An 18135-nucleotide genomic window follows, 5' to 3' on the forward strand; every position below is an offset into this window, starting at 1 on the left:
CTCGCGCCATGGCAAGCACCGCTCGCACGAACATCAGTCGACCTTGGCGCCCGACTGCTCGACCAGCTTGGCCCAGCGGCCGATGTCGGCCTTGTGGATGCGTTCGAAGGCCGCGATGCTGGGATCGGCCGGCGGCGCGATGCCTTGCAGGTCTTCCAGCCATGCGCGGAATTCCGGCGTGCTGATCACCTTGATCACCGCTTCGCTCATGCGCTTCTGGATTTCGGGCGACAGCTTGGCCGGTCCGAACAGGCCGTACCACGTGCTGCTTTCATAGCCGGGGATGTTGCATGCCTCGGCCACCGTCGGCACGTCGGGCAGCGCCTTGATGCGCTTGGCCGTCGTCACGCCCAGCGCGACCACCTGCCCTGCCTTCACGGCCGGCACGGAAGGCGCGCTCTGGTTGAAGAAGAAGTCGACTTCGCCCGACAGCAGCGCGGTCATGGCCGGGCCCTGGCCGCGGTACGGCACGTGCGGCACGTCGATCTTGGCGCCGTTGGTGAACTGCGCGCCGGCCAGGTGGCCCGATGCGCCGTTGCCGGTCGAGGCGTAGTTCAGCTTGCCGGGGTTGGCCTTGGCCAGCTTGACCAGGTCGCCGCAGGTCTTGATGTCAGGGTGCTTCTTGGGATTGACCAGCAGCACGTTGGGCACGTCGCCCAGCAGCGCGACGTGCGTGAAGTCCTTCTGCACGTCGAAAGGCAGCGTCTTGTACAGCGCCGCGTTGATGGCATGCGTGCCGGCCGTGCCCAGCAGGAAGGTGTAGCCGTCGGGATTGGCGCGCGCCACCATGTCCGAGGCGACGTTGCCGCCCGCGCCCGTGCGGTTGTCGGCCACGATGGGCACGCCCAGTTCCTTGGTCAGGCCTTCGCCCAGCTTGCGGGCATAGAGATCGGTGCCGGCGCCGCCGGGAAAGCCGCCCACGATGGTGATGGCGCGGGTGGGCCACTTGGCGGCATCTTCCGCATGCGCGGTGGCGGCCAGCGAGGTGGACAAAGCGAGTGCTGCAATCGTGATCGTACGCATCATGATGGTTTTTCCCCTTGTGAATGTGCGATTGGCAGGATGCCGTACTGCGTGTTGTTCGGTTCGCCGCCTGCCGCACCGCAGGTCCCGCGCGGTGCGGCGGCGGGTGTGTTTACTGCAAGGCCTCCACCGCGCGCGCGATGCGCGCCATGGCGGTTTCCAACTGCGCCTTCGACGTGGCGTAGCTGATGCGGAAGTACGGCGCGAGGCCGAACAGCGTGCCAGGCACCACGGCCACGTCATGCTCTTCCAGCAGATAACGGCAGAAGTCCGTGTCGGTCTTCAGTGCTTCGCCCTTCGCCGTGCGGCGGCCCAGCACGCCGGCGCAGCTGGCATACGTGTAGAAGGCGCCTTCGGGACGGCGGCAGCGGATGCCGGGAATGGCGTTCAGCGCGTCCACCACCAGGTCGCGGCGCTCGCGGAACGATTCGCGGCGTTCGGCCAGCACGTCCTGCGGACCGTCCAGCGCCTCGATCGCGGCAACCTGCGTGACCGACGACGGGTTGGACGTGCTCTGGCTCTGCACCACGGCCATCGCGGCGATCAGCTCGCGCGGACCGCCGGCATAGCCCAGGCGCCAGCCCGTCATGGCATAGGCCTTGGACAGGCCGTTGACCGTCAGCGTGCGGTTCTTCAGGCGCGGCTCGACCTGCGCCAGCGTGGTGAACTCGAAGCCGTCGTACATCAGGTGTTCGTAGATGTCGTCGGCGATGATCCACACGTGCGGATGGCGCAGCAGCACCTCGGCCAGCGCCTGCAGGTGTTCGCGGCCATACGCGGCGCCCGTGGGGTTGGACGGCGAGTTCAGCATCAGCCAGCGCGTGCGCGGCGTGATGGCCGCTTCCAAGTCCTGCGGCAGCAGGCGGAAGCCGTTCTCTTCCAGGCAGGCCACCTGCACGGTCTTGCCGCCGGCGATGGTGATCATGTCGGCGTACGAAGCCCAGTACGGCGTACCCACGACGACTTCATCGCCGTCGTCCAGCGTGGCCATCAGCGCGTTGTGGATGACCTGCTTGGCGCCGGCGCTGGCGGTGACTTCGTCGGCGCCGTACTCCAGGCCGTTCTCGCGCTTGAACTTGCGCGAGATGGCGGCCTTCAGCGCCAGCGTGCCATCCAGCAGCGTGTACTTGGTGTCGCCCGCGTCGATGGCGCGCTTGCCGGCTTCCTTCACGTTCTGCGGCGTGTCGAAGTCGGGCTCGCCCGCGCCCAGCACGATCACGTCGCGGCCTTCGCGCTTCATGCGCGCGGCCTGCGCACCGATGCGCAGGATGCCGGAGACCTCGATGGCGGAGATTCGCCGTGCTCGCCGAAGCACCGGGGCCTCGTTCGTGGGGGTGTTCTGTTCAGACATCTCGTTGCATTCCAGATAGGAGAATCAAAGCGCCGCCGTGACCATGATCTCGACCAGGATGTCCGGCGCGGCCAGCTCGATGGCGCCGCAGCAGCGCGCGGGCGCCTGGCCGGCCACGATCCACTTGTCGTACACCTCGTTCATGCCGGCGAAGTGCGCCATCGACGACAGCCAGATGGTCACGTTCAAGGCTTTCGATTTGTCGGTGCCGGCGGCCGCCAGCATTTCGTCGACCTTGGCCAGCACCTGGCGGGTCTGGCCTTGAATGTCGGCGCTGCGATCGTCGGCCGTGTGGCCGGCCAGATACACGGTGCCGTTGTGGATCACCGCGCGCGAGCGGCGCGCGTTCTGGTCCAGGCGGGTGATGGGTGCGCTCATTGTTGCGCTCCGATGCCCGACACGCGGCGGCAGTGGTTCAGCGCGGCCTGCACCAGGTTGTCGCTGGCCTCGGGCGTGCGGAAGGCCGAGTGGGCCGACAGGGTCACGTTCTCCAGCTTGGTCAGCGGATGATCCTTGGGCATGGGTTCGATGGCGAACACGTCCAGGCCGGCATGCAGCAGCTTGCCCGAGTTCAGGGCGTCGATCATCGCTTCCTCGTCGACCAGCGCGCCGCGCGCGGTGTTCACCAGGATGGCGCCGTCGCGCATCTGCGCGATGCGTTCGCGCGAGATCAGGCCGCGCGTCTCGTCGGTCAGCAGCAGGTGCATCGACACCACGTGGCTTTGCGCCAGCACGTCTTCCAGCGACACGAATTCCACGCCGGGATGCGACTTGGGGCTGCGGTTCCAGGCGATCACCTTCATGCCGGCGCCGATGGCCAGGCGCGCCATCTCGGCGGCGATGCCGCCGAAGCCCACCAGGCCCAGCGTCTTGCCGGTGATCTGCACAGCATCCGAACGCAGCCAGTTGCCGGCGCGCATCGCGCGGTCCATCTTGGCGAAGCCCTTGGCCGACGCCCACATCAGCGCGAAGGCGCATTCGGCCACGGCGGTATCGCCATAGCCCTTGATGATGTGCACTTCGATGCCGATCTCGGCCAGCTCCTCGGGATTCATGTACGAACGCGGACCCGTGCCCAGGAACACCACGTGCTTCAACTGCTTGCAGGCGCGCGCGATGTCGGTGGGCAGATGGGTATGGTCGACGATCATGATCTCGTGGTCGCCCAGCACCGCCGGAATCTGGTCCGAAGTGATGTCCGGCTGGCGATTGATCGTCAGCGGCAGGTCGGCGGGCAGATGCAGGCGCTCGGCCACTTTGGCCAGCGTGGGGTTGGCGTCGATGAAGCAGGCTTTCATGGGGCGGTTGTCTCGTCTTGGCGGGTGAAAAAGGAAATCAAGGCGTACAGGGGGGCAGCGCGGCGGCGGCCAGCCGGGTCTCGGCGAAGTCGGCCAGGGCATTGCCCATGTAGATCTCGGCGTAACCGGCCCGGATCAGCTCGATGACGTGATCCAGGTGATGGCTGATGTGGCCGCGCATCAGCGCTTCCACGCGTTCCAGGTCGCGCGCCTGCAGCGCCCGCACGATCTCGGGATGGTCGTTGCGGGTGGCGAAACGGCGCGACTTCAGGTCCAGCCAGCGGGCAAAGCGGATGCGTTCGTTCAAGGAGCGCACCGAGCGCAGGAATTCGTCGTTGCCGGCCAGACGCGCCAGCCTTTCGTGGAAGGCCTCGTCGCGCTCCAGCAGGTGCAGCGCCTGGTCGTCGGTCTCGGGCGTGTCGCGGCTTTGCTCGGTGAAGTCGGCCAGTTCGCGCAGCTGTTCATCGGTGGCGCGGGCGCACACCAGGCGCACCAGGCCCAGCTCGACGGTGGCGCGGTACTCGTACAGGTCCAGGATCTGCTTGGCGTCCAGCGGCCGGGCCGAGTAGCCCCGGTTGGGCGTGGCCACCAGGAAGCCCTCGGCGGCGATGCGGTTCAGCGCCTCGCGCACCGGGGTGCGGCTGACGCCCAGCAGGCGGGCCAGTTCGACCTCGTTGACGCGCTCGCCCGGCCGCAACCGGAAGGTAGCGGCCATCGCCTTGATGCGGTCATAGACCGGGGCGGTGGAGGGGGCGGCGGTAGGCATGGCAGAGCGAGGCAGAGGTTGTATGCGTGTCTGTATACACTTTGGCGAAGCCTCAGTGTATACACTTCGTTGCGACCCTAAATCCTAGGGATTTCCCGTGCGTGCTAGGCTGCATCCGCTGGGTGGCACTCGCCGCGACAGGCGCGCGGCCTACACCATGCCTGAGCCAGAAGAAGCCGAGACACGGCGTGGGCCGTGCCAGATCGGGGAGTCCGTCGTTGCGTATCCTGCTGGTCAATCCGCCTTACCTGTCCATCACCAGCGTCCATGGCGCCGGGCACCAGATACCGCTGGGCCTGCTGTGCGTCGGCGGTCCGCTGACCGATGCGGGCCACGAGGTCAGCCTGCTGGACGCCGAAGCCCTGCGGTTGAACCAGGGACAGATCGCTGAACACATCCGGAACTGCCGGCCGGACATCGTCATGACCGGCCATGCGGGCTCCACGCCCGCGCACGAAGTGGCGGTCGCCACGCTGGCCACTGCCAAGTCCGTCGATCCGGCCATCCGCACCGTCTACGGCGGCCCCTATCCCACCTATCACGGCGAGGACATCCTCGCCGCCGAGCCGGCTGTCGACTTCATCGTGTCCGGCGAAGGCGAAGCCATCGCGCGCGAACTGGTGCGCACCCTGGCCGAAGGCGGCAATCCCGCCGACGTGCGGGGCCTGGTGCTGCGCCTGGCGGGCGAACCCTTCCGCACGCCCGACGCACCCGCCATCCGCGCGCTGGACGATTGGCGCGTGGGCTGGGAGCTGATCGACGACTGGGACCGCTATCAGTGCTTCGGCCTGGGGCGCGCCGCCATCGTGCAGTTCTCGCGCGGCTGTCCGCACCAGTGCAACTATTGCGGGCAATATCAATTCTGGGAGCGCTGGCGGCATCGCTCGCCGAAGCTGGTGGTGGACGAGATCGAGGCCCTGCACCGCGAGCACGGTATCGCCTTCATCACGTTGGCGGACGAGAACCCGACCTCGTCCAAAAAGATGTGGCGCGCCTTCCTGGAAGAACTGTCCTCGCGCCGCTTGCCCATCCGCCTGTTCGCCACGCTGCGCGCGGCCGACGTGGTGCGCGACGCCGAGATGCTGCATCTCTATCGCGGCGCGGGCCTGATGTGCATCCTGATGGGTGTGGAGACCACCGATCCCGAAACCCTGGCCGCGATCCGCAAGGGCTCGACCACCGCGACCGACCGCGAGGCCGTGCGCCTGCTGCGCCAGCACGGCATCCTGTCGATGCTGGGGCACATCGTGGGTTTCGAGGACGAACGCTTCGGGCACTACTGGCGTGCGTTGCGGCAGTTGTTCGCCTACGATCCGGATCTGTTGAACGCCATGTACGTGACGCCGCATCGCTGGTCGGACTGGGTGGTCGAGAATGCCGAGCGGCGCGTCATCCAGACCGATCGCGGCAAGTGGGATTACCGGCATCAGTTGCTCGACACGCCGCACCTCAAGCCCTGGCAGGTGTTCGCGCTGGTCAAGCTGATGGAGGTGCTGGTGCATTGCCGGCCACGCGCCCTGTGGCGCATCCTGCGGCATGAGGACGACATGACGCGCCGTGCCATGCGCTGGAGCTTCCGCCGGTCCGCCAGGGTGTGGTTCGCCGAGGTATGGGAATTCATGTTCGCCACGCAGTTCGCGCGCGTGCCCGACAGCCTGCGCGCATGGTTCCGGCCAGCGTGGAAGGCCGCTGGCGCTGGCCGGGACGAGCCGATACGGATACAGCCGCGCGTCAAAGTGAAGGTGCCCCAGGCGCCGGTGAGCAAGCCGATGGCGCTGGGCTTCGAAGTGGAACAGGTCAGCCGGAACAAGGCCGGCGAGGTGCGACCGACGGTGTGACGCTGCCGCGCAGGTGAATGGGCCGCGTCCCGGGCATCACGCCAGGTTCAAACACACGGCCATCACGATCCACATCACGGCGCACAGCCCCATGCCGATCTTGCCCTCTTTCGCGAGCGGTCCCACCAGCTTGCTGAAAGACATGCCCAGCGTCACGATGGTGGCGTGCGCCAGCGCCAGGCTCAGCGCGATGGTCGCGAAGAACAGCAGCATGCCCGCTTCGGAGGGCCCCTGCCCATCGCGTCCGGGCGCGAAAGGGGTATTGGCGTAAAGGCCCAGCCACACGGCCATCATCAGGATGCCGACGCCGAGACTGACGCGTAGATAGGTCTTCATTTACGGCTCCTTTTGCGCGGTATGTGCGAGGCCTTGGCCTGGATGCGCGGCCCTGCGGGGCGTGGCCGGGCGTGTTGGACGACGGGCGCCTGCGGCGTGGCGGCGGGCTCGCCAAAGACGAAGATGCCTTGCGTGTGCGCGTAAGTGCTGCGCCACGTGCTTACCGAGACGGCCATGCCGATCACAAAGAGCACCAGCGTGCCGAGAGCGATCGCCGCGGGCGGCCAGTCAATCATGAGACTCGCCAGTCCGAAGACGATGGCCAGCATGGCCAGCGTGCCCACCCACATCGCCCGGCGCGGGCCTTTGCGGACTTCCCAGGTCTCGGGATTGAAGCCCGCATCGACGAACAGGTTGCCGTCGATGCGCAAGCCGGGCTGCCTGGCGATGTGCTGCAGGATGGCACGCATCAGCGCATCGTGATTGCTAAACCGTATGCAGTGCAGGCCGACGGCCAGGGACAGATTCAACGAGCCCTCCGCCAGGCTGCCATCGGGCTGCCTGCGCCAGTAGCGCAGGTAAGAGGCCGGGGCGCGCCCGCCCGCCGGCGAGCTGGCCGACACGTCGTAGACCAGGTTGCGATCGATGGCCATGTCTTTCCACTCCAGCGAGAATTCGTCGGCCTGGCCGGGCTCGATGCCGTGGCCGGCATAGACGCCGGCCCGGTCCACGCGCAGCCAGGCACGCCCGGCGCGCGCGCCGGCGACGCCGAAGTAGCCGACCATGCCGTAGAGGCCCAGCACCAGCAGGCCCAGCAGCAACAGCATGCCGAGGCCTGTCTGGCCGGTGGGTTCGCTCGGGAAGTAGACGGTCAGCATGACCGCCGGCACCAGGAGCATCGCCGCGAAGCCGAAGCACAGGCAGCGCGTGATGAAGACGTCGGGGATGCCTTGGATGTCGTCCGGTATGGCGGGACGAGGCAGTGATCGCACGTGGAGGGTCGAGGCCATGGTGCAGGCAATGCTACTGCTTTGGGGGCGAGGCAGTGCAATACCGGCTACCTCGGACCGTGTATGCGCGTTTGCGTGGCCTTCACTTGGCGGGTTCGGCAGCCTCTGGCGCATCGAAAACGAAGGGGCCGCTGGCGCCCGGATAAGCGCGCTGCCAGGCTCGCGTCATGGATACGATGCCGCCCGCGACGCATCGACCGCGCCACGCACGTCATTGGCAATCCGCCAGATCTGGCGTTGCAAGGCAGCGCGTTGGGGTGCTTGTCATGCGGTGGTTCCTGATTCAATGGGTTTGGTTCGGTTTTTGACTCAAGCAGAAGATGCGAGCCAAAGAAAATATTCGCCGCGACAATGGGTTAGCCGGGATTTCAGCCGGTTTGGCGCATGGTTTTGGCGCAGACTTGGTAGATAGTCGTCGTTTTGAGCCAAATCAAGGTAGGCGATAGCGTGTGCCACTGCGAACTCCCTCCTGATACAGTGCGCCCTCCCTGACCAGTTGCTCAAGGCTGCGGCGGATGCGCGAGCGAGGAATTTCGGCGCCAATACGCTGGTGAATCTCGCTGATTCTGGTCAGTGGATAGCGCCCGACATCCTCCACGATCAAGGCTAAGAGCCGGTGCGGCTCGATGCGCTTTAGGGTGGTGGACGTGGAGAAGTCCAGACTGCGCAACAGTTCTGGATCAATGAAGTAACGCGTGGCCTGGGTCCGGCCGACACTGTGCACCAGTTGCCACTCCAGCGGCCGCTTGAGCCACGCGGACAGCGATTCAACCGATGGAAGCTCCAGCGCTCCGCGCCGTCCTGCAACGCTCAGACTTGTTGGTGTATTCATTATTGAGTATATTGAAGACATCAAGACTGCAAGGAGCTGACCATGCCCCGCACGAACACCACTACCATGACAGTGCGCCTCAGTGGCCCTCTGAGCGAATTCGTTGCCGCAAATGTGGGTGAGCAAGGCGACTACGAGAACGTCAGCGAGTATGTACGGGACCTTATTCGTCGTGACAAAGAAACCAGGGAAGCGGCTGCATTCGAGCGGCTCAAGGCCGAACTCACCCACGCTTGGGCGGCGCCGGAGTCGTCATACAAGCCCTTGACGGCAGCAGACGTCATCGCGCGTAACCGGGTCTGATTGCCATTATGGTCAAGGCACAGATACGCGTTCAGGAAGCCGCATCCTGGCGGCTGGACGACATTTACCGCTATACGCATGAGCGTTGGGGCGCGCAACAGGCCGAGCGCTACATCACGGGTTTATTTGAAGCATTTGAGGGTATTGCCACACATCAGACAGTATCCCGTACTATTCCGGCCACGTTCGGCATTGATGGTTATTTCTTCCGTTATGAGCGGCACTTTGTCTATTGGCGCCGCCTCTCGAATGGTGACATCGGTATCGTGACCATTCTGCATGAGAAGATGCACCAGATTGGGCACTTGCGAGAGGACTTCGGTCTTTGAGTGCGGCTGTGTCCGAGACTTGCGCTCAGGCTGGACTGAATTGCGCTGATCACGCAATACAGAGAACAGAGTCCATTGGACTTGTACCATGAGTGAATACCAGTACTACGAATTCGCGGCGATTGACAGACCATTGACCCGCACCGAAATGGCCGAACTGCGCGCTGTTTCTACCCGGGCGATCATTAGCCCCAGCGGTTTTACCAATCACTATGAATGGGGCGACCTCAAGGCCGATCCTGCTGATTGGATGCGGCGCTATTTCGATGCCTTTGTTTATTCAGCCAATTGGTGCAGTTGCCACTTGTCGTTGCGACTGCCGAAAGCCGTTTTCCGAAAGGTCGAGCTGAATGCTTTCATCCGCTCCGCTGTATTGTCGATTGACACCACCGATGCGCACTGGATTTTCAGTTGGACGTTAGAGGAAAGCGAAGACTATGACCGCTTTTCCGAAGACGACGGCAGCGGCTGGATGCGTCGCTTGATTCCCTTGCGCGATGAGTTGATGCGCGGCGATTTGCGGCCTCTGTACCTGGGCTGGTTGGCCGCTGGCGATGCCTTGCACGATGACGTGCTGGAGCCGGAAGTGCCTGCTGGACTGACAGACCTCTCGCCAGCACAGCAGGCCTTGGTCGAATTTCTGGAAATTGGTCTGGATCTGCTTGAAGCCGCCAGCATGGCCAGTGCCGCAGCCACAGCACTGCAGGATGAAACGCTGCCAATTTCCACTTGGCTGGACACCTGGCAGACAACAGATATGCAGGATGTGCTCAAGACAATTGTATTGGGCCGGGGCCAGGAGGCGGAACGTCAGGTGAAGTCTCACTATGCTGCTTGGCTCAAGGCACAGCACCCGGCATCTTCGGGTGTTCCACGACGCAGAGTGGCAGAACTGCGCGAGCTGGCGCAATCGGCAGGTGAACGCAGACGGACTCGCGAAGCCGAGGTGCATACAAAGCGCGAGGCGGAACGTCGCCAAAAGCGTGATGCCGAATTACGCCGCCTCATGGACACGCCGGACAAATACTGGCAAGCAGCGAGCGCACAGGCATCCCGTGGAAGCGCATCCGGCTACGAAAAAACGGTCAGTCTGCTGAAAGTGCTCGCCGAAGGGTATGCCTTGGTTGCCGGGCCCGACGCTTTCGAGCGCCAGTTGCGGCGCTTCCTTGTCCCTCATGCCAAGCGGGCTGCACTGCTGCGTCGCCTGACCGAAGCGGGCTTGTGGTCAGGATAAAACGCAAGCGATGATGGGTCGCGACGACGAACTCGCTCGCCTCCGTGCCGAGAACGCCCGCCTTGTCGCTCTGCTCGAAGCGCACGGCATCGCTTGGCAAGCACCTGCGCCGCTCTCTAAGCCTTCGGCAACCTTATCGCTGAGCACCGACGAAAAAGTCGCGCTCTTTGGCCGGTTGTTCCGGGGACGCACCGACGTCTATCCAGTCCGCTGGAGCAGCAAGGCAGGCAAGAGCGGATATTCGCCGGCATGTGCCAACGAGTGGCGCCCCGGTGTCTGCGAAAAGCCTCGCATCAAATGCGGTGACTGTCAGCAGCGACAACTGTTGCCGTTGACCGATCAAGTCCTTTTCAATCACCTGGCGGGACGCCATACCATCGGCCTTTATCCACTGCTGTCAGGCGATGATTGCCATCTGCTTGCCGTGGATTTCGACGAATCGGACTGGCGTGATGATGCCCGAGCATTCGTTCACTCCTGTCGTGAACTGGATGTTCCAGTAGCCCTGGAAATTTCTCGCTCTGGCAATGGCGCCCATGCCTGGATCTTCTTTGCTGGACGTGTCGCTGCCCGCGATGCGCGCCGCTTGGGGGCGGCGCTCATCAGCCACACCTGTGCCCGTACGCGGCAATTGTCGCTGGGCTCTTACGATCGCTTGTTTCCTAACCAGGACACACTGCCTAAAGGTGGGTTCGGCAACCTGATCGCCCTACCGCTGCAGAAGATACCTCGTGAGCGAGGGGCAAGTGTCTTCGTGGACGACGCTCTGCAACCGCATCCGGACCAGTGGGCTTTTCTCGCCTCGCAGCAGTCAATGGCACCTAACGACATTGAGCAAGCCATCCTGCGTGCTACCGACGGCTCTCATCCACTGGATGTGACCTTCGCCACCGATGAAGACCTGCACGAGCCATGGAAGCGTTCGGCAGTGAGTCGGAAACGCTTGCTGGGTGTGATGCCAGCCTCGCTCACGTTGACTTTGGCTAATCTAATCTACATTGGGAAGGACGGGCTCCCGCAGGAATTGTCCAACCGGCTCATTCGTCTGGCCACGTTCGCCAATCCGGAATTTCATCAAGCCCAGGCGTTGCGCCTGCCGGTCTGGAATAAACCTCGCCTGATTGGTTGCGCTGATAATTTCCCTCGCCATATTGCCTTGCCACGCGGTTGTCTCGATGCCATCTGCGATCTGCTGCGTGAGAATGGCATTGGCTGCCAATTGCGGGACGAACGCTGCGGCGGCCAAGCTCTTGCTGTTGCGTTCGCAGGCCAACTCCGTGAAGACCAGGAGCAAGCCGTCAGAGCGATGCTCCGGTTCGATACCGGCATCCTGTGCGCACCCACCGCCTTCGGAAAAACCGTCACCGCCGCGGCGCTGATCGCCCGGCGTGGCGTCAATACGCTGGTACTGGTGCATCGCACGGAACTGCTCAGGCAGTGGCAGGCACGTCTGCAAACTTTCCTGGGTTGCGGCAAGGAGATGGTCGGCGTGATCGGCGGCGGAAAGTCCAAACCGACAGGCCGCATTGACATCGCCGTCATGCAGTCCATACATCGGCAGGGAGAAACCAATCCCATTGTGGAAAATTACGGACAGGTCATTGTCGACGAATGCCATCACCTCTCGGCAGTGTCGTTTGAGGCCATTCTCAAACGTGTCCGCGCCCGTTACGTACTGGGGTTGACAGCAACACCAATCCGGCGCGATGGCCGTCAACCCATTTTGTTCATGCAATGTGGCCCGATTCGCCATACCGCTGCTAAACCGGCTGGCGCGCCCCGGATGCTGGAGTGTGTGCCACGCTATTTGCCGGCGCGAACTGCATTTCCCGAAGATGCGGCCATCCAGGACATATTCCGCCAGCTTGCTAACGAGGTGACTCGTACCGCGTCGATTGCCGACGAAATCGCAGGCGCTTTTGCGCAGGATAGCAAGGTGCTGGCCTTGTCCGAACGGACTGAGCATCTTGACGCATTGCATGCTGCTCTGGTTGGGCGGGTGCAGCCTTTGTTCCTGCTGCATGGCCGTCAATCGAAGAAACAACGCGCCAGCGTGATCGCGGCCTTGAATGCATTGGATGCGGATGTACCGCGTGTGTTGCTGGCCAGTGGCAAGTTGGTTGGCGAAGGTTTCGACCATCCACCGCTCGACACACTGGTGCTGACAATGCCGATTTCATGGAAAGGCACGCTGCAGCAGTATGCTGGTCGCTTGCACCGAGAGCAGGTGGGCAAGCAGCGCGTACGTATCATCGACTTCATCGACGCCGGGCACCCTTCGCTGCTGCGCATGTGGGAACGGCGCCAGCGTGGTTACCAGGCGATGGGTTATCAGATGGTTGCAACGGGGGAATTGAACCTGGAGTTGCCGGTGTAGAGCGAGTTTCTTGCTCTGGCAATAAACACGGGTAGCGCGCAGTTCGGATTGTTTGCGGCGGCGGCGGTAATGCCGGGGTGAGATAGTGGCTCCTTTGGCCATGTGGCCGATACCGACAGGAGCTTTGATGGCGAACTCACGCAGGAGCCGGTCGCCCACTGGCGGAACTGCGTTGCGCGTATGGAGTTGACCCGATAGCCGACGGAAATGATGGCATCGAGGTTGTAGAAGTCCACCGCCCGGGACACCTCCCGCTGGCCTTCCCGCTGAACTATCCGGAATTTCCGGATAGTTGCCTCAGGCGTGAGCTCATGGCTAGCAAAGATGTTCTTCAGGTGCTCGCTGACGGTACGTACATCCACCCCGAACAACTCGGCCATCAGCTTCTGCGACAGCCACAGGGTCTCGTCCTCGTAGCGGGCTTCGATGCTCTGCTCGCCCGCTTGGCCCGTGAAGATCAGGAACTCGGCCGTGCTGTTACGGATTAAGGTGCGTTTGCCACTCACTGCACATCTCCATGACTTTCTCGGTCGGGCGTGAGATCGCGTGGGGCGATGGTGTTGTCCGACGGAATGGCATTGCCCAATCTGCGTAGTCGCGCGAACAGGGATTGCTCCAACCGCAAAGATGAAGCTGAGTTTTTCCCCCTGGCCAATCATGGTCAGAGCAGGGCGCTCCTCGGTGTGTTTGAATAGAATGTGATAGTTCTCGAAATCACCGGCCTCACGCTCGAACGAATAGCAGACATCCAAGGCTGGGCCACTGCTCACGTTGGAAAACGCCAGCTGCAATGCTCCATTACCGTCAGGGTGGGGCTCGAAATGCGCAACTACCCGGGGCAAGCTGCCCGCTTTGCGCAGTGCGCGGTTTTCACGTAGCAATGCATAGGTAAATCCTGTGTAGAGCAGGGTGGAAAAGCCGCCAACTGCGGTTCCAATCACTGCTCAGTCCCAGGCCATCAGGGTTCTCCTTGTCCCGCGTCTCGCTCTGCTGCTGGAGCACCTTGGACGTAGACCTAAAAGCTAATAGCTCTGGTTCATCACCGGATCACCCAACAGAAAAAATCCGACTATTTAAAGAGGATTGATCTGTGCGGCACATAGTGATCGCCCCTGACACCCACCTCACTTCCCAATACAGAAGGGTTGATTGAGTCGTATCTTTTTGATTTTAATGATCTTATAGTAGGTCGCTGGCTTGCTTGGACCTATTCTTGGACCCAAAGCCGATACGTGTCTCTTGATGGACGTGCATGGCGCTTCTTGGACGATCCGTGCTCTGCCCGCGTCGATGAAGCGCGCTGGCTGGCGACTGCTGATCTTGCCATTAACGTCCAATGACTGCTGCAAGTCTATTTTCCTACTTTCTGTCGCGGAATACCCAGGAGCCTTTGACCTGTTCCAGCCCAAACAATACGGGTAACGCGCAGTTCGGATTGTTTACGGCGACAGCGGTAATGCTGGGGTGAGATGACGGCTCCTTTGGCCATGTGGCCGATACCGATAGGAGCCTTGCCATGTCACATCAACCATCAGACATCATCACCCCGAAAGCCTTGTTGCTGGATGAGCGGCTGACGCCGCTGGAGCGCAATGCCAGGCTGACTTTCCGTGCTCTAGCCAGCAGCGACGGCACCGTGGTCCTCAGCTACGACGCGCTACGCAAATACCTGCCCAGTGCACCGGGCAGCAAGCAGGCGGCCCTTGAAACCGTGTCCAGGGCCGTGCTGTGCCTGCGGCTGTCCACATGGATTGCCCTGGTCGAATACCGTCGCAACCCCATAACCGGATTTTCCATGGCCAGCCGTTATACCGTGCGCAATCAACCGCTGACCTTCGTCGAAGCATGCCTGGAAGACGACGATTACCTGCCGTTGCTCGAACGGGCACTCAACCATATCAGCGCGACGATTCGCCAGTTGGCTCAGTCCATCCTCGACGAGGCTTTGCGTCAGCCTGATGCGCTGGAGAGGTTGCCTGCTACAGCGAGGGAACGCATCGAACAGCTGCGGGGCAATGGCGATGACCATGATCCAGGTGGCCCAAGTGGGTCAACGCCACCCGATGGTCGCGGTCCCATCACGAACGGGTCTGTCGAAGCCAGGGACGGCATTCCGAAGTCCGCACCAGTATCCACTGCAACAGTACGTACTGTAGAAAAAGAAGTATTAAAAGAAGTACATACGTACCCGTCACAATCCGAAGTGCAAGCATCCGGGTCAGCTTTGCCGATCCGCTTCCGGCAACTGCCGCAGGATCAGCAGCAAATCCTCATTGCGCGTCTCAGGGGCTTGGCGCTGGAACAACGCCAGGCTGTGTTGGCGGAATGGGACGCGCGCTGCGCCTCGGGTGGTGTGCATAACGCCATTGCCTATCTGTACGGGCTGATCAAGAAGGCGGTGAATGGGATGTTCAAGCTGTGGGCTGCGCGCAAACCTGCTCCGCAGCAAGGGGCTGCAAAAGTGGGCTGTGGATTGCAAGTGTCGCCGCCTGCAGCCTCTGCATTTCCTGATGTCCCAGCCGTAAAGCCGGCCTCTCGCGAGGTAGTGGAGCAGTCCTTGGCGCAGATTCGGCAAATCCTGCAGACTCCCGCAAAATCGGTTGGACAGATCATTGAGAGCATGGAGGGCAGTGGTGTGCTACCCACTCGGCGCAAGAGGATGCCCATTGCAGGAATGCCTGGATTGCTTGGCGCAACGTAAGGAATGGCCGTGCCGCCATTAGCGCCGATCTGGCCTATCGACTGGAACTGGCGGGCATGGGTAGTGCGAGCCAGTATCTGAAGGAGCAGATCGCCTACGACCTGTGGCAGGCTCGGCAGCGACCACATCCGCCGATCAAGCGTCTGCAGACACAATGAAAGTGGCGCAGGAATTGCGCCAGCCCTTGGTGATTTAGGTATTGCTGCAATGCTTGGCTCTAGCTATGGGGCCGTCACTGCCCGCCGCAGTGACGGCCCGGCGAACTGCAGCAACAATACGGGCCGGCGCGGAACCTCATTGATTGCTGCGTACATGATGATGCCTCGGCACACTGGCCTTGCAATGACCTGCCGGTGGGTATGAACACCGGAACTTTGGCGCAGGGCAGTAAGCGCCACATGGAGCATCGCCATGCTTTCCATGCCGTTCCCATACGGTTTCCCCGATAGCGCAGGTTCCTGCAAGCGCTGATCCGGCTTGCCGGATGGAACCATCCCAGGCACACCACAGGCTCGTTCGGTGTGCCTCCCTACCCACGGGCGGAGCCTTTCTCATCTTCGGCGCGGTTCGTCCCGCCAATCCTTGTTGTCCAGTGCCAGTTGGCGCTTTGCCATACACGGCGTGCATTGCCGGTCGCCCCGACCTGGCACGACATACTTGCGCCTTTTTCCATCACTCCACAGGAGGTATCCATCCCAGCACATCGCGTCGTCGTCCCTTGCAACTCCTCCGCCTGGTCTTCCTGCAGGAAGCGCGGCGGATGCCTCATTCGAGGCCACAGGTGAACTGAGCACCTGGCCCTTGCCCCTACGGGATCTCGCCTTGGCGGGTTGGCACAAACACTGACCCTTGTATCTCAGCCCCAATAACCGACAACCGATGGAGGGACACTCCGATGGACGACCTGACCTATACCCTGCGACAGCTCTGCCTGCGCAACCGCGACGGCAGCCACGCCACCCAGGCCGACCGGCAGCGCTCGCTGAGCCTGGCCGCTCATCAATTGCGCGAAGCAGGCTTCCGCCAGATGCGTGCCCCTTCGTTGAAGGGCAAGCATGTCGAAGTCCTGCTGCAACGCTGGCAAGCCGAAGGCCTGTCTACCGGTACATTGAAGAACCGTATGGCGCATCTGCGCTGGTGGGCCGAGAAGGTTGGCAAGGCAGGCATCTTGCCGGCAGACAACACCAAGCTGGGCATTCCCGAGCGGCGCTATGTGACCAATGAAAGCAAGGCCAAGGAGTTGGGGGATAGGTTAGACAGGATCAACGACCCTCATGTCCGCATGAGCCTGCGTTTGCAGGCTGACTTCGGCTTGCGGCGGGAAGAGTCCATCAAGTTCCAGCCCCGCTATGCCGACTGTGGCGACCATATCGCCATCAAGGGATCATGGGCAAAAGGCGGGCGCGATCGGACGGTGCCGATCACGACGCTGGAACAGCGTGCGGTGCTGAATGAGGCTCATCGCCTGGCAGGCCAGGGATCATTGATTCCATCGCACAAGACTTACATCCAGCAGCGGCATGTCTACGACGGGCAGTGCAAGGCGGCAGGGTTGAGCAACATGCACGGGCTGAGGCATCGGTATGCGCAGCTGCGGTATGAGGTGTTGACGGGGTGGAAGGCGCCGGCGGCGGGAGGACCTGATAAAGCTCAGCTCAATACCAGCCAGCGATTGAGTGACCAACACGCCCGACAGCAGATCGGCCATGAGCTCGGGCATGAAAGGTTGAAAGTGACGTCGATCTATTTGGGAACCTGAGGCTTATCCGTCATCTCTGGTGTTCGGCTCACCTGCTGCCAGTTTTTTCACTGCTTTGTCGAAGTCACTTTCAAACAGGCGATCCTGCACAATTCTGTATTTCTCAAATTCGCTTTCCGCATGCGTCTGGGCAAGTTTCGCAGAAATCTTGCCGCTGTTCTGTAGCACTTCCCGTTCATCAAATTCGAGGAAAGCGTCCAGCCGCTTGGACCAGTCTTCCATGCTCATGGGAATCTTGCGGCGAGCACGATCCTCGGCCAGTTCCAGATAGGCGTTGACGATACGCCCGAGTGAATCCAACTCGTCCTTGGTCAGGTAGTTCTTGGCCACGGTCACATCGGTTTTCAGGATCTTGCCTTCGGGCGCGCTCGCCCAGGAAGTCAGCCCCATATGTGACTTGCTGCTATCGGCCCGCTTACGGATCAACTCTGCAGCGGTATGGCCATGGATGGCGTAGTGCAATTTGTTCTGTACTTTGGCGAAGAAGGCCTTGGTGGTCGGTGCATCCTTGTTGTAGTCCACGCTGGTGGCATAGATGTCGGTGATTTTCTGGTAGAAACGTCGCTCGCTGAGGCGGATCTCGCGGATTTCCGCCAGCAGCCGCTCGAAGTAGTCCTCGCCCAGGAAGCTGCCGTTTTCCATGCGCTGACGATCCAGCACATAGCCCTTGATGGCGAACTCTCGCAGGACGCCGGTCGCCCATTGGCGGAACTGCGTTGCGCGTATGGAGTTGACCCGGTAGCCGACGGAGATGATGGCGTCGAGGTTGTAGAACTGGGTCTGGTAGTTCTTGCCGTCACTGGCAGTTATCCGGAATTTCCGGATAACTGCTTCCTCGGTCAGTTCTTGGCTGGTAAAGATGTTCTTCAGGTGCTCGCTGACGGTGCGCACATCTACCCCGAACAGCTCAGCCATCAACTTCTGCGACAGCCACAGTGTTTCGTCCTCATAGCGGGCTTCGATGCTCTGTTCGCCGGCCTGGCCAGTGAAGATCAGAAACTCGGCTGTGCTGTTGCGGATCAATTTTTTGCCATTCAT

At 62.0% G+C, this 18135-nt stretch carries 17 protein-coding genes; 7 read left to right on the forward strand and 10 right to left on the reverse strand.

What is annotated here, in order from left to right; genetic code table 11:
• Positions 1-33 precede the first annotated feature (33 nt).
• The 5 genes from A7W11_RS01475 to A7W11_RS01495 form a co-directional block, all read right to left on the reverse strand.
• A complete protein-coding gene (locus tag A7W11_RS01475) occupies positions 34-1026 on the reverse strand; it encodes a Bug family tripartite tricarboxylate transporter substrate binding protein (protein ID WP_066406785.1) in 993 nt (330 codons plus the stop codon).
• A 109-nt stretch (positions 1027-1135) separates the two neighbouring features.
• On the reverse strand, positions 1136-2374 hold the full coding sequence (locus A7W11_RS01480) for a pyridoxal phosphate-dependent aminotransferase (RefSeq protein WP_066406786.1): 1239 nt from the start codon (positions 2372-2374) through the stop codon (positions 1136-1138).
• 24 nt (positions 2375-2398) lie between these two features.
• Entirely contained in the window at positions 2399-2752 is a 354-nt protein-coding gene (locus tag A7W11_RS01485) for a RidA family protein (RefSeq protein WP_066406787.1), read from the reverse strand.
• Positions 2749-3672, reverse strand: coding sequence for an NAD(P)-dependent oxidoreductase (locus A7W11_RS01490; RefSeq protein ID WP_066406789.1), 924 nt, complete (start codon positions 3670-3672; stop codon positions 2749-2751). Before A7W11_RS01490 ends, A7W11_RS01485 begins: the two co-directional genes overlap by 4 nt.
• A gap of 37 nt (positions 3673-3709) precedes the next feature.
• Positions 3710-4438: a GntR family transcriptional regulator gene (locus A7W11_RS01495; RefSeq protein ID WP_066406792.1), complete on the reverse strand. Its 729-nt coding sequence runs from the start codon at positions 4436-4438 to the stop codon at positions 3710-3712.
• Between the two features lie 218 nt (positions 4439-4656).
• Here A7W11_RS01495 and A7W11_RS01500 point away from each other — a divergent pair, with 218 nt between their 5' ends.
• Positions 4657-6276 (forward strand): B12-binding domain-containing radical SAM protein, encoded by a 1620-nt coding sequence (locus A7W11_RS01500; RefSeq protein WP_066406793.1) that lies wholly within the window; start codon positions 4657-4659, stop codon positions 6274-6276.
• 36 nt (positions 6277-6312) lie between these two features.
• Here the strand turns inward: A7W11_RS01500 and A7W11_RS01505 are convergent, their stop codons facing one another.
• The 3 genes from A7W11_RS01505 to A7W11_RS01515 all read right to left on the reverse strand — a co-directional run bounded on the left by A7W11_RS01505 (position 6313) and on the right by A7W11_RS01515 (position 8394).
• Positions 6313-6612, reverse strand: coding sequence for a hypothetical protein (locus A7W11_RS01505; protein ID WP_066406794.1), 300 nt, complete (start codon positions 6610-6612; stop codon positions 6313-6315).
• Entirely contained in the window at positions 6609-7562 is a 954-nt protein-coding gene (locus A7W11_RS01510; protein WP_066406800.1) for a hypothetical protein, read from the reverse strand. Before A7W11_RS01510 ends, A7W11_RS01505 begins: the two co-directional genes overlap by 4 nt.
• A gap of 430 nt (positions 7563-7992) precedes the next feature.
• Positions 7993-8394: a hypothetical protein gene (locus tag A7W11_RS01515; protein ID WP_175582037.1), complete on the reverse strand. Its 402-nt coding sequence runs from the start codon at positions 8392-8394 to the stop codon at positions 7993-7995.
• A gap of 42 nt (positions 8395-8436) precedes the next feature.
• On the opposite strand from A7W11_RS01515, the gene A7W11_RS01520 reads away from it, so the two are divergent.
• The 4 genes from A7W11_RS01520 (at position 8437) to A7W11_RS01535 (ending at position 12637) form a co-directional block, all read left to right on the forward strand.
• Positions 8437-8697, forward strand: a complete 261-nt coding sequence (locus tag A7W11_RS01520) for a ribbon-helix-helix domain-containing protein (protein ID WP_066406804.1) — start codon at positions 8437-8439, stop codon at positions 8695-8697.
• 8 nt (positions 8698-8705) lie between these two features.
• Positions 8706-9026, forward strand: coding sequence for a type II toxin-antitoxin system RelE/ParE family toxin (locus A7W11_RS01525; RefSeq protein WP_066406805.1), 321 nt, complete (start codon positions 8706-8708; stop codon positions 9024-9026).
• An 88-nt stretch (positions 9027-9114) separates the two neighbouring features.
• On the forward strand, positions 9115-10260 hold the full coding sequence (locus A7W11_RS01530; RefSeq protein ID WP_066406808.1) for a hypothetical protein: 1146 nt from the start codon (positions 9115-9117) through the stop codon (positions 10258-10260).
• 10 nt (positions 10261-10270) lie between these two features.
• Entirely contained in the window at positions 10271-12637 is a 2367-nt protein-coding gene (locus A7W11_RS01535) for a TOTE conflict system archaeo-eukaryotic primase domain-containing protein (RefSeq protein WP_328587195.1), read from the forward strand.
• Here the strand turns inward: A7W11_RS01535 and A7W11_RS28665 are convergent.
• Complete coding sequence (locus A7W11_RS28665; RefSeq protein ID WP_235816778.1) at positions 12592-13578, reverse strand: virulence RhuM family protein; 987 nt, start codon at positions 13576-13578, stop codon at positions 12592-12594. The genes A7W11_RS01535 and A7W11_RS28665 overlap by 46 nt on opposite strands.
• Before the next feature lie 575 nt (positions 13579-14153).
• Between A7W11_RS28665 and A7W11_RS27200 the strand changes: the two genes are divergently transcribed.
• Positions 14154-15338 (forward strand): STY4528 family pathogenicity island replication protein, encoded by a 1185-nt coding sequence (locus A7W11_RS27200; RefSeq protein ID WP_173678801.1) that lies wholly within the window; start codon positions 14154-14156, stop codon positions 15336-15338.
• A gap of 895 nt (positions 15339-16233) precedes the next feature.
• Entirely contained in the window at positions 16234-17097 is an 864-nt protein-coding gene (locus tag A7W11_RS01550; RefSeq protein ID WP_066406811.1) for a phage integrase N-terminal domain-containing protein, read from the forward strand.
• A gap of 3 nt (positions 17098-17100) precedes the next feature.
• Here the strand turns inward: A7W11_RS01550 and A7W11_RS01555 are convergent, their stop codons facing one another.
• Positions 17101-18135 carry a virulence RhuM family protein gene (locus A7W11_RS01555; protein ID WP_066406814.1) on the reverse strand — a complete coding sequence of 345 codons (1035 nt, stop codon included), beginning with the start codon at positions 18133-18135 and terminating at the stop codon, positions 17101-17103.

Source organism: Bordetella ansorpii, assembly GCF_900078315.1.
GTDB lineage: Bacteria > Pseudomonadota > Gammaproteobacteria > Burkholderiales > Burkholderiaceae_B > Bordetella > Bordetella ansorpii.

Coding starts and splice junctions, on each gene's coding strand:
- A7W11_RS01485 (WP_066406787.1), bottom strand. CDS start 2,752: ATGAGCGCACCCATCACCCGCCTGGACCAGAACGCGCGCCGCTCGCGC.
- A7W11_RS01505 (WP_066406794.1), bottom strand. CDS start 6,612: ATGAAGACCTATCTACGCGTCAGTCTCGGCGTCGGCATCCTGATGATG.
- A7W11_RS01550 (WP_066406811.1), top strand. CDS start 16,234: ATGGACGACCTGACCTATACCCTGCGACAGCTCTGCCTGCGCAACCGC.
- A7W11_RS01515 (WP_175582037.1), bottom strand. CDS start 8,394: ATGAATACACCAACAAGTCTGAGCGTTGCAGGACGGCGCGGAGCGCTG.
- A7W11_RS01530 (WP_066406808.1), top strand. CDS start 9,115: ATGAGTGAATACCAGTACTACGAATTCGCGGCGATTGACAGACCATTG.
- A7W11_RS01520 (WP_066406804.1), top strand. CDS start 8,437: ATGCCCCGCACGAACACCACTACCATGACAGTGCGCCTCAGTGGCCCT.
- A7W11_RS01525 (WP_066406805.1), top strand. CDS start 8,706: ATGGTCAAGGCACAGATACGCGTTCAGGAAGCCGCATCCTGGCGGCTG.
- A7W11_RS01490 (WP_066406789.1), bottom strand. CDS start 3,672: ATGAAAGCCTGCTTCATCGACGCCAACCCCACGCTGGCCAAAGTGGCC.
- A7W11_RS01480 (WP_066406786.1), bottom strand. CDS start 2,374: ATGTCTGAACAGAACACCCCCACGAACGAGGCCCCGGTGCTTCGGCGA.
- A7W11_RS01475 (WP_066406785.1), bottom strand. CDS start 1,026: ATGATGCGTACGATCACGATTGCAGCACTCGCTTTGTCCACCTCGCTG.
- A7W11_RS01510 (WP_066406800.1), bottom strand. CDS start 7,562: ATGGCCTCGACCCTCCACGTGCGATCACTGCCTCGTCCCGCCATACCG.
- A7W11_RS01555 (WP_066406814.1), bottom strand. CDS start 18,135: ATGAATGGCAAAAAATTGATCCGCAACAGCACAGCCGAGTTTCTGATC.
- A7W11_RS01495 (WP_066406792.1), bottom strand. CDS start 4,438: ATGCCTACCGCCGCCCCCTCCACCGCCCCGGTCTATGACCGCATCAAG.
- A7W11_RS27200 (WP_173678801.1), top strand. CDS start 14,154: ATGTCACATCAACCATCAGACATCATCACCCCGAAAGCCTTGTTGCTG.
- A7W11_RS01535 (WP_328587195.1), top strand. CDS start 10,271: ATGATGGGTCGCGACGACGAACTCGCTCGCCTCCGTGCCGAGAACGCC.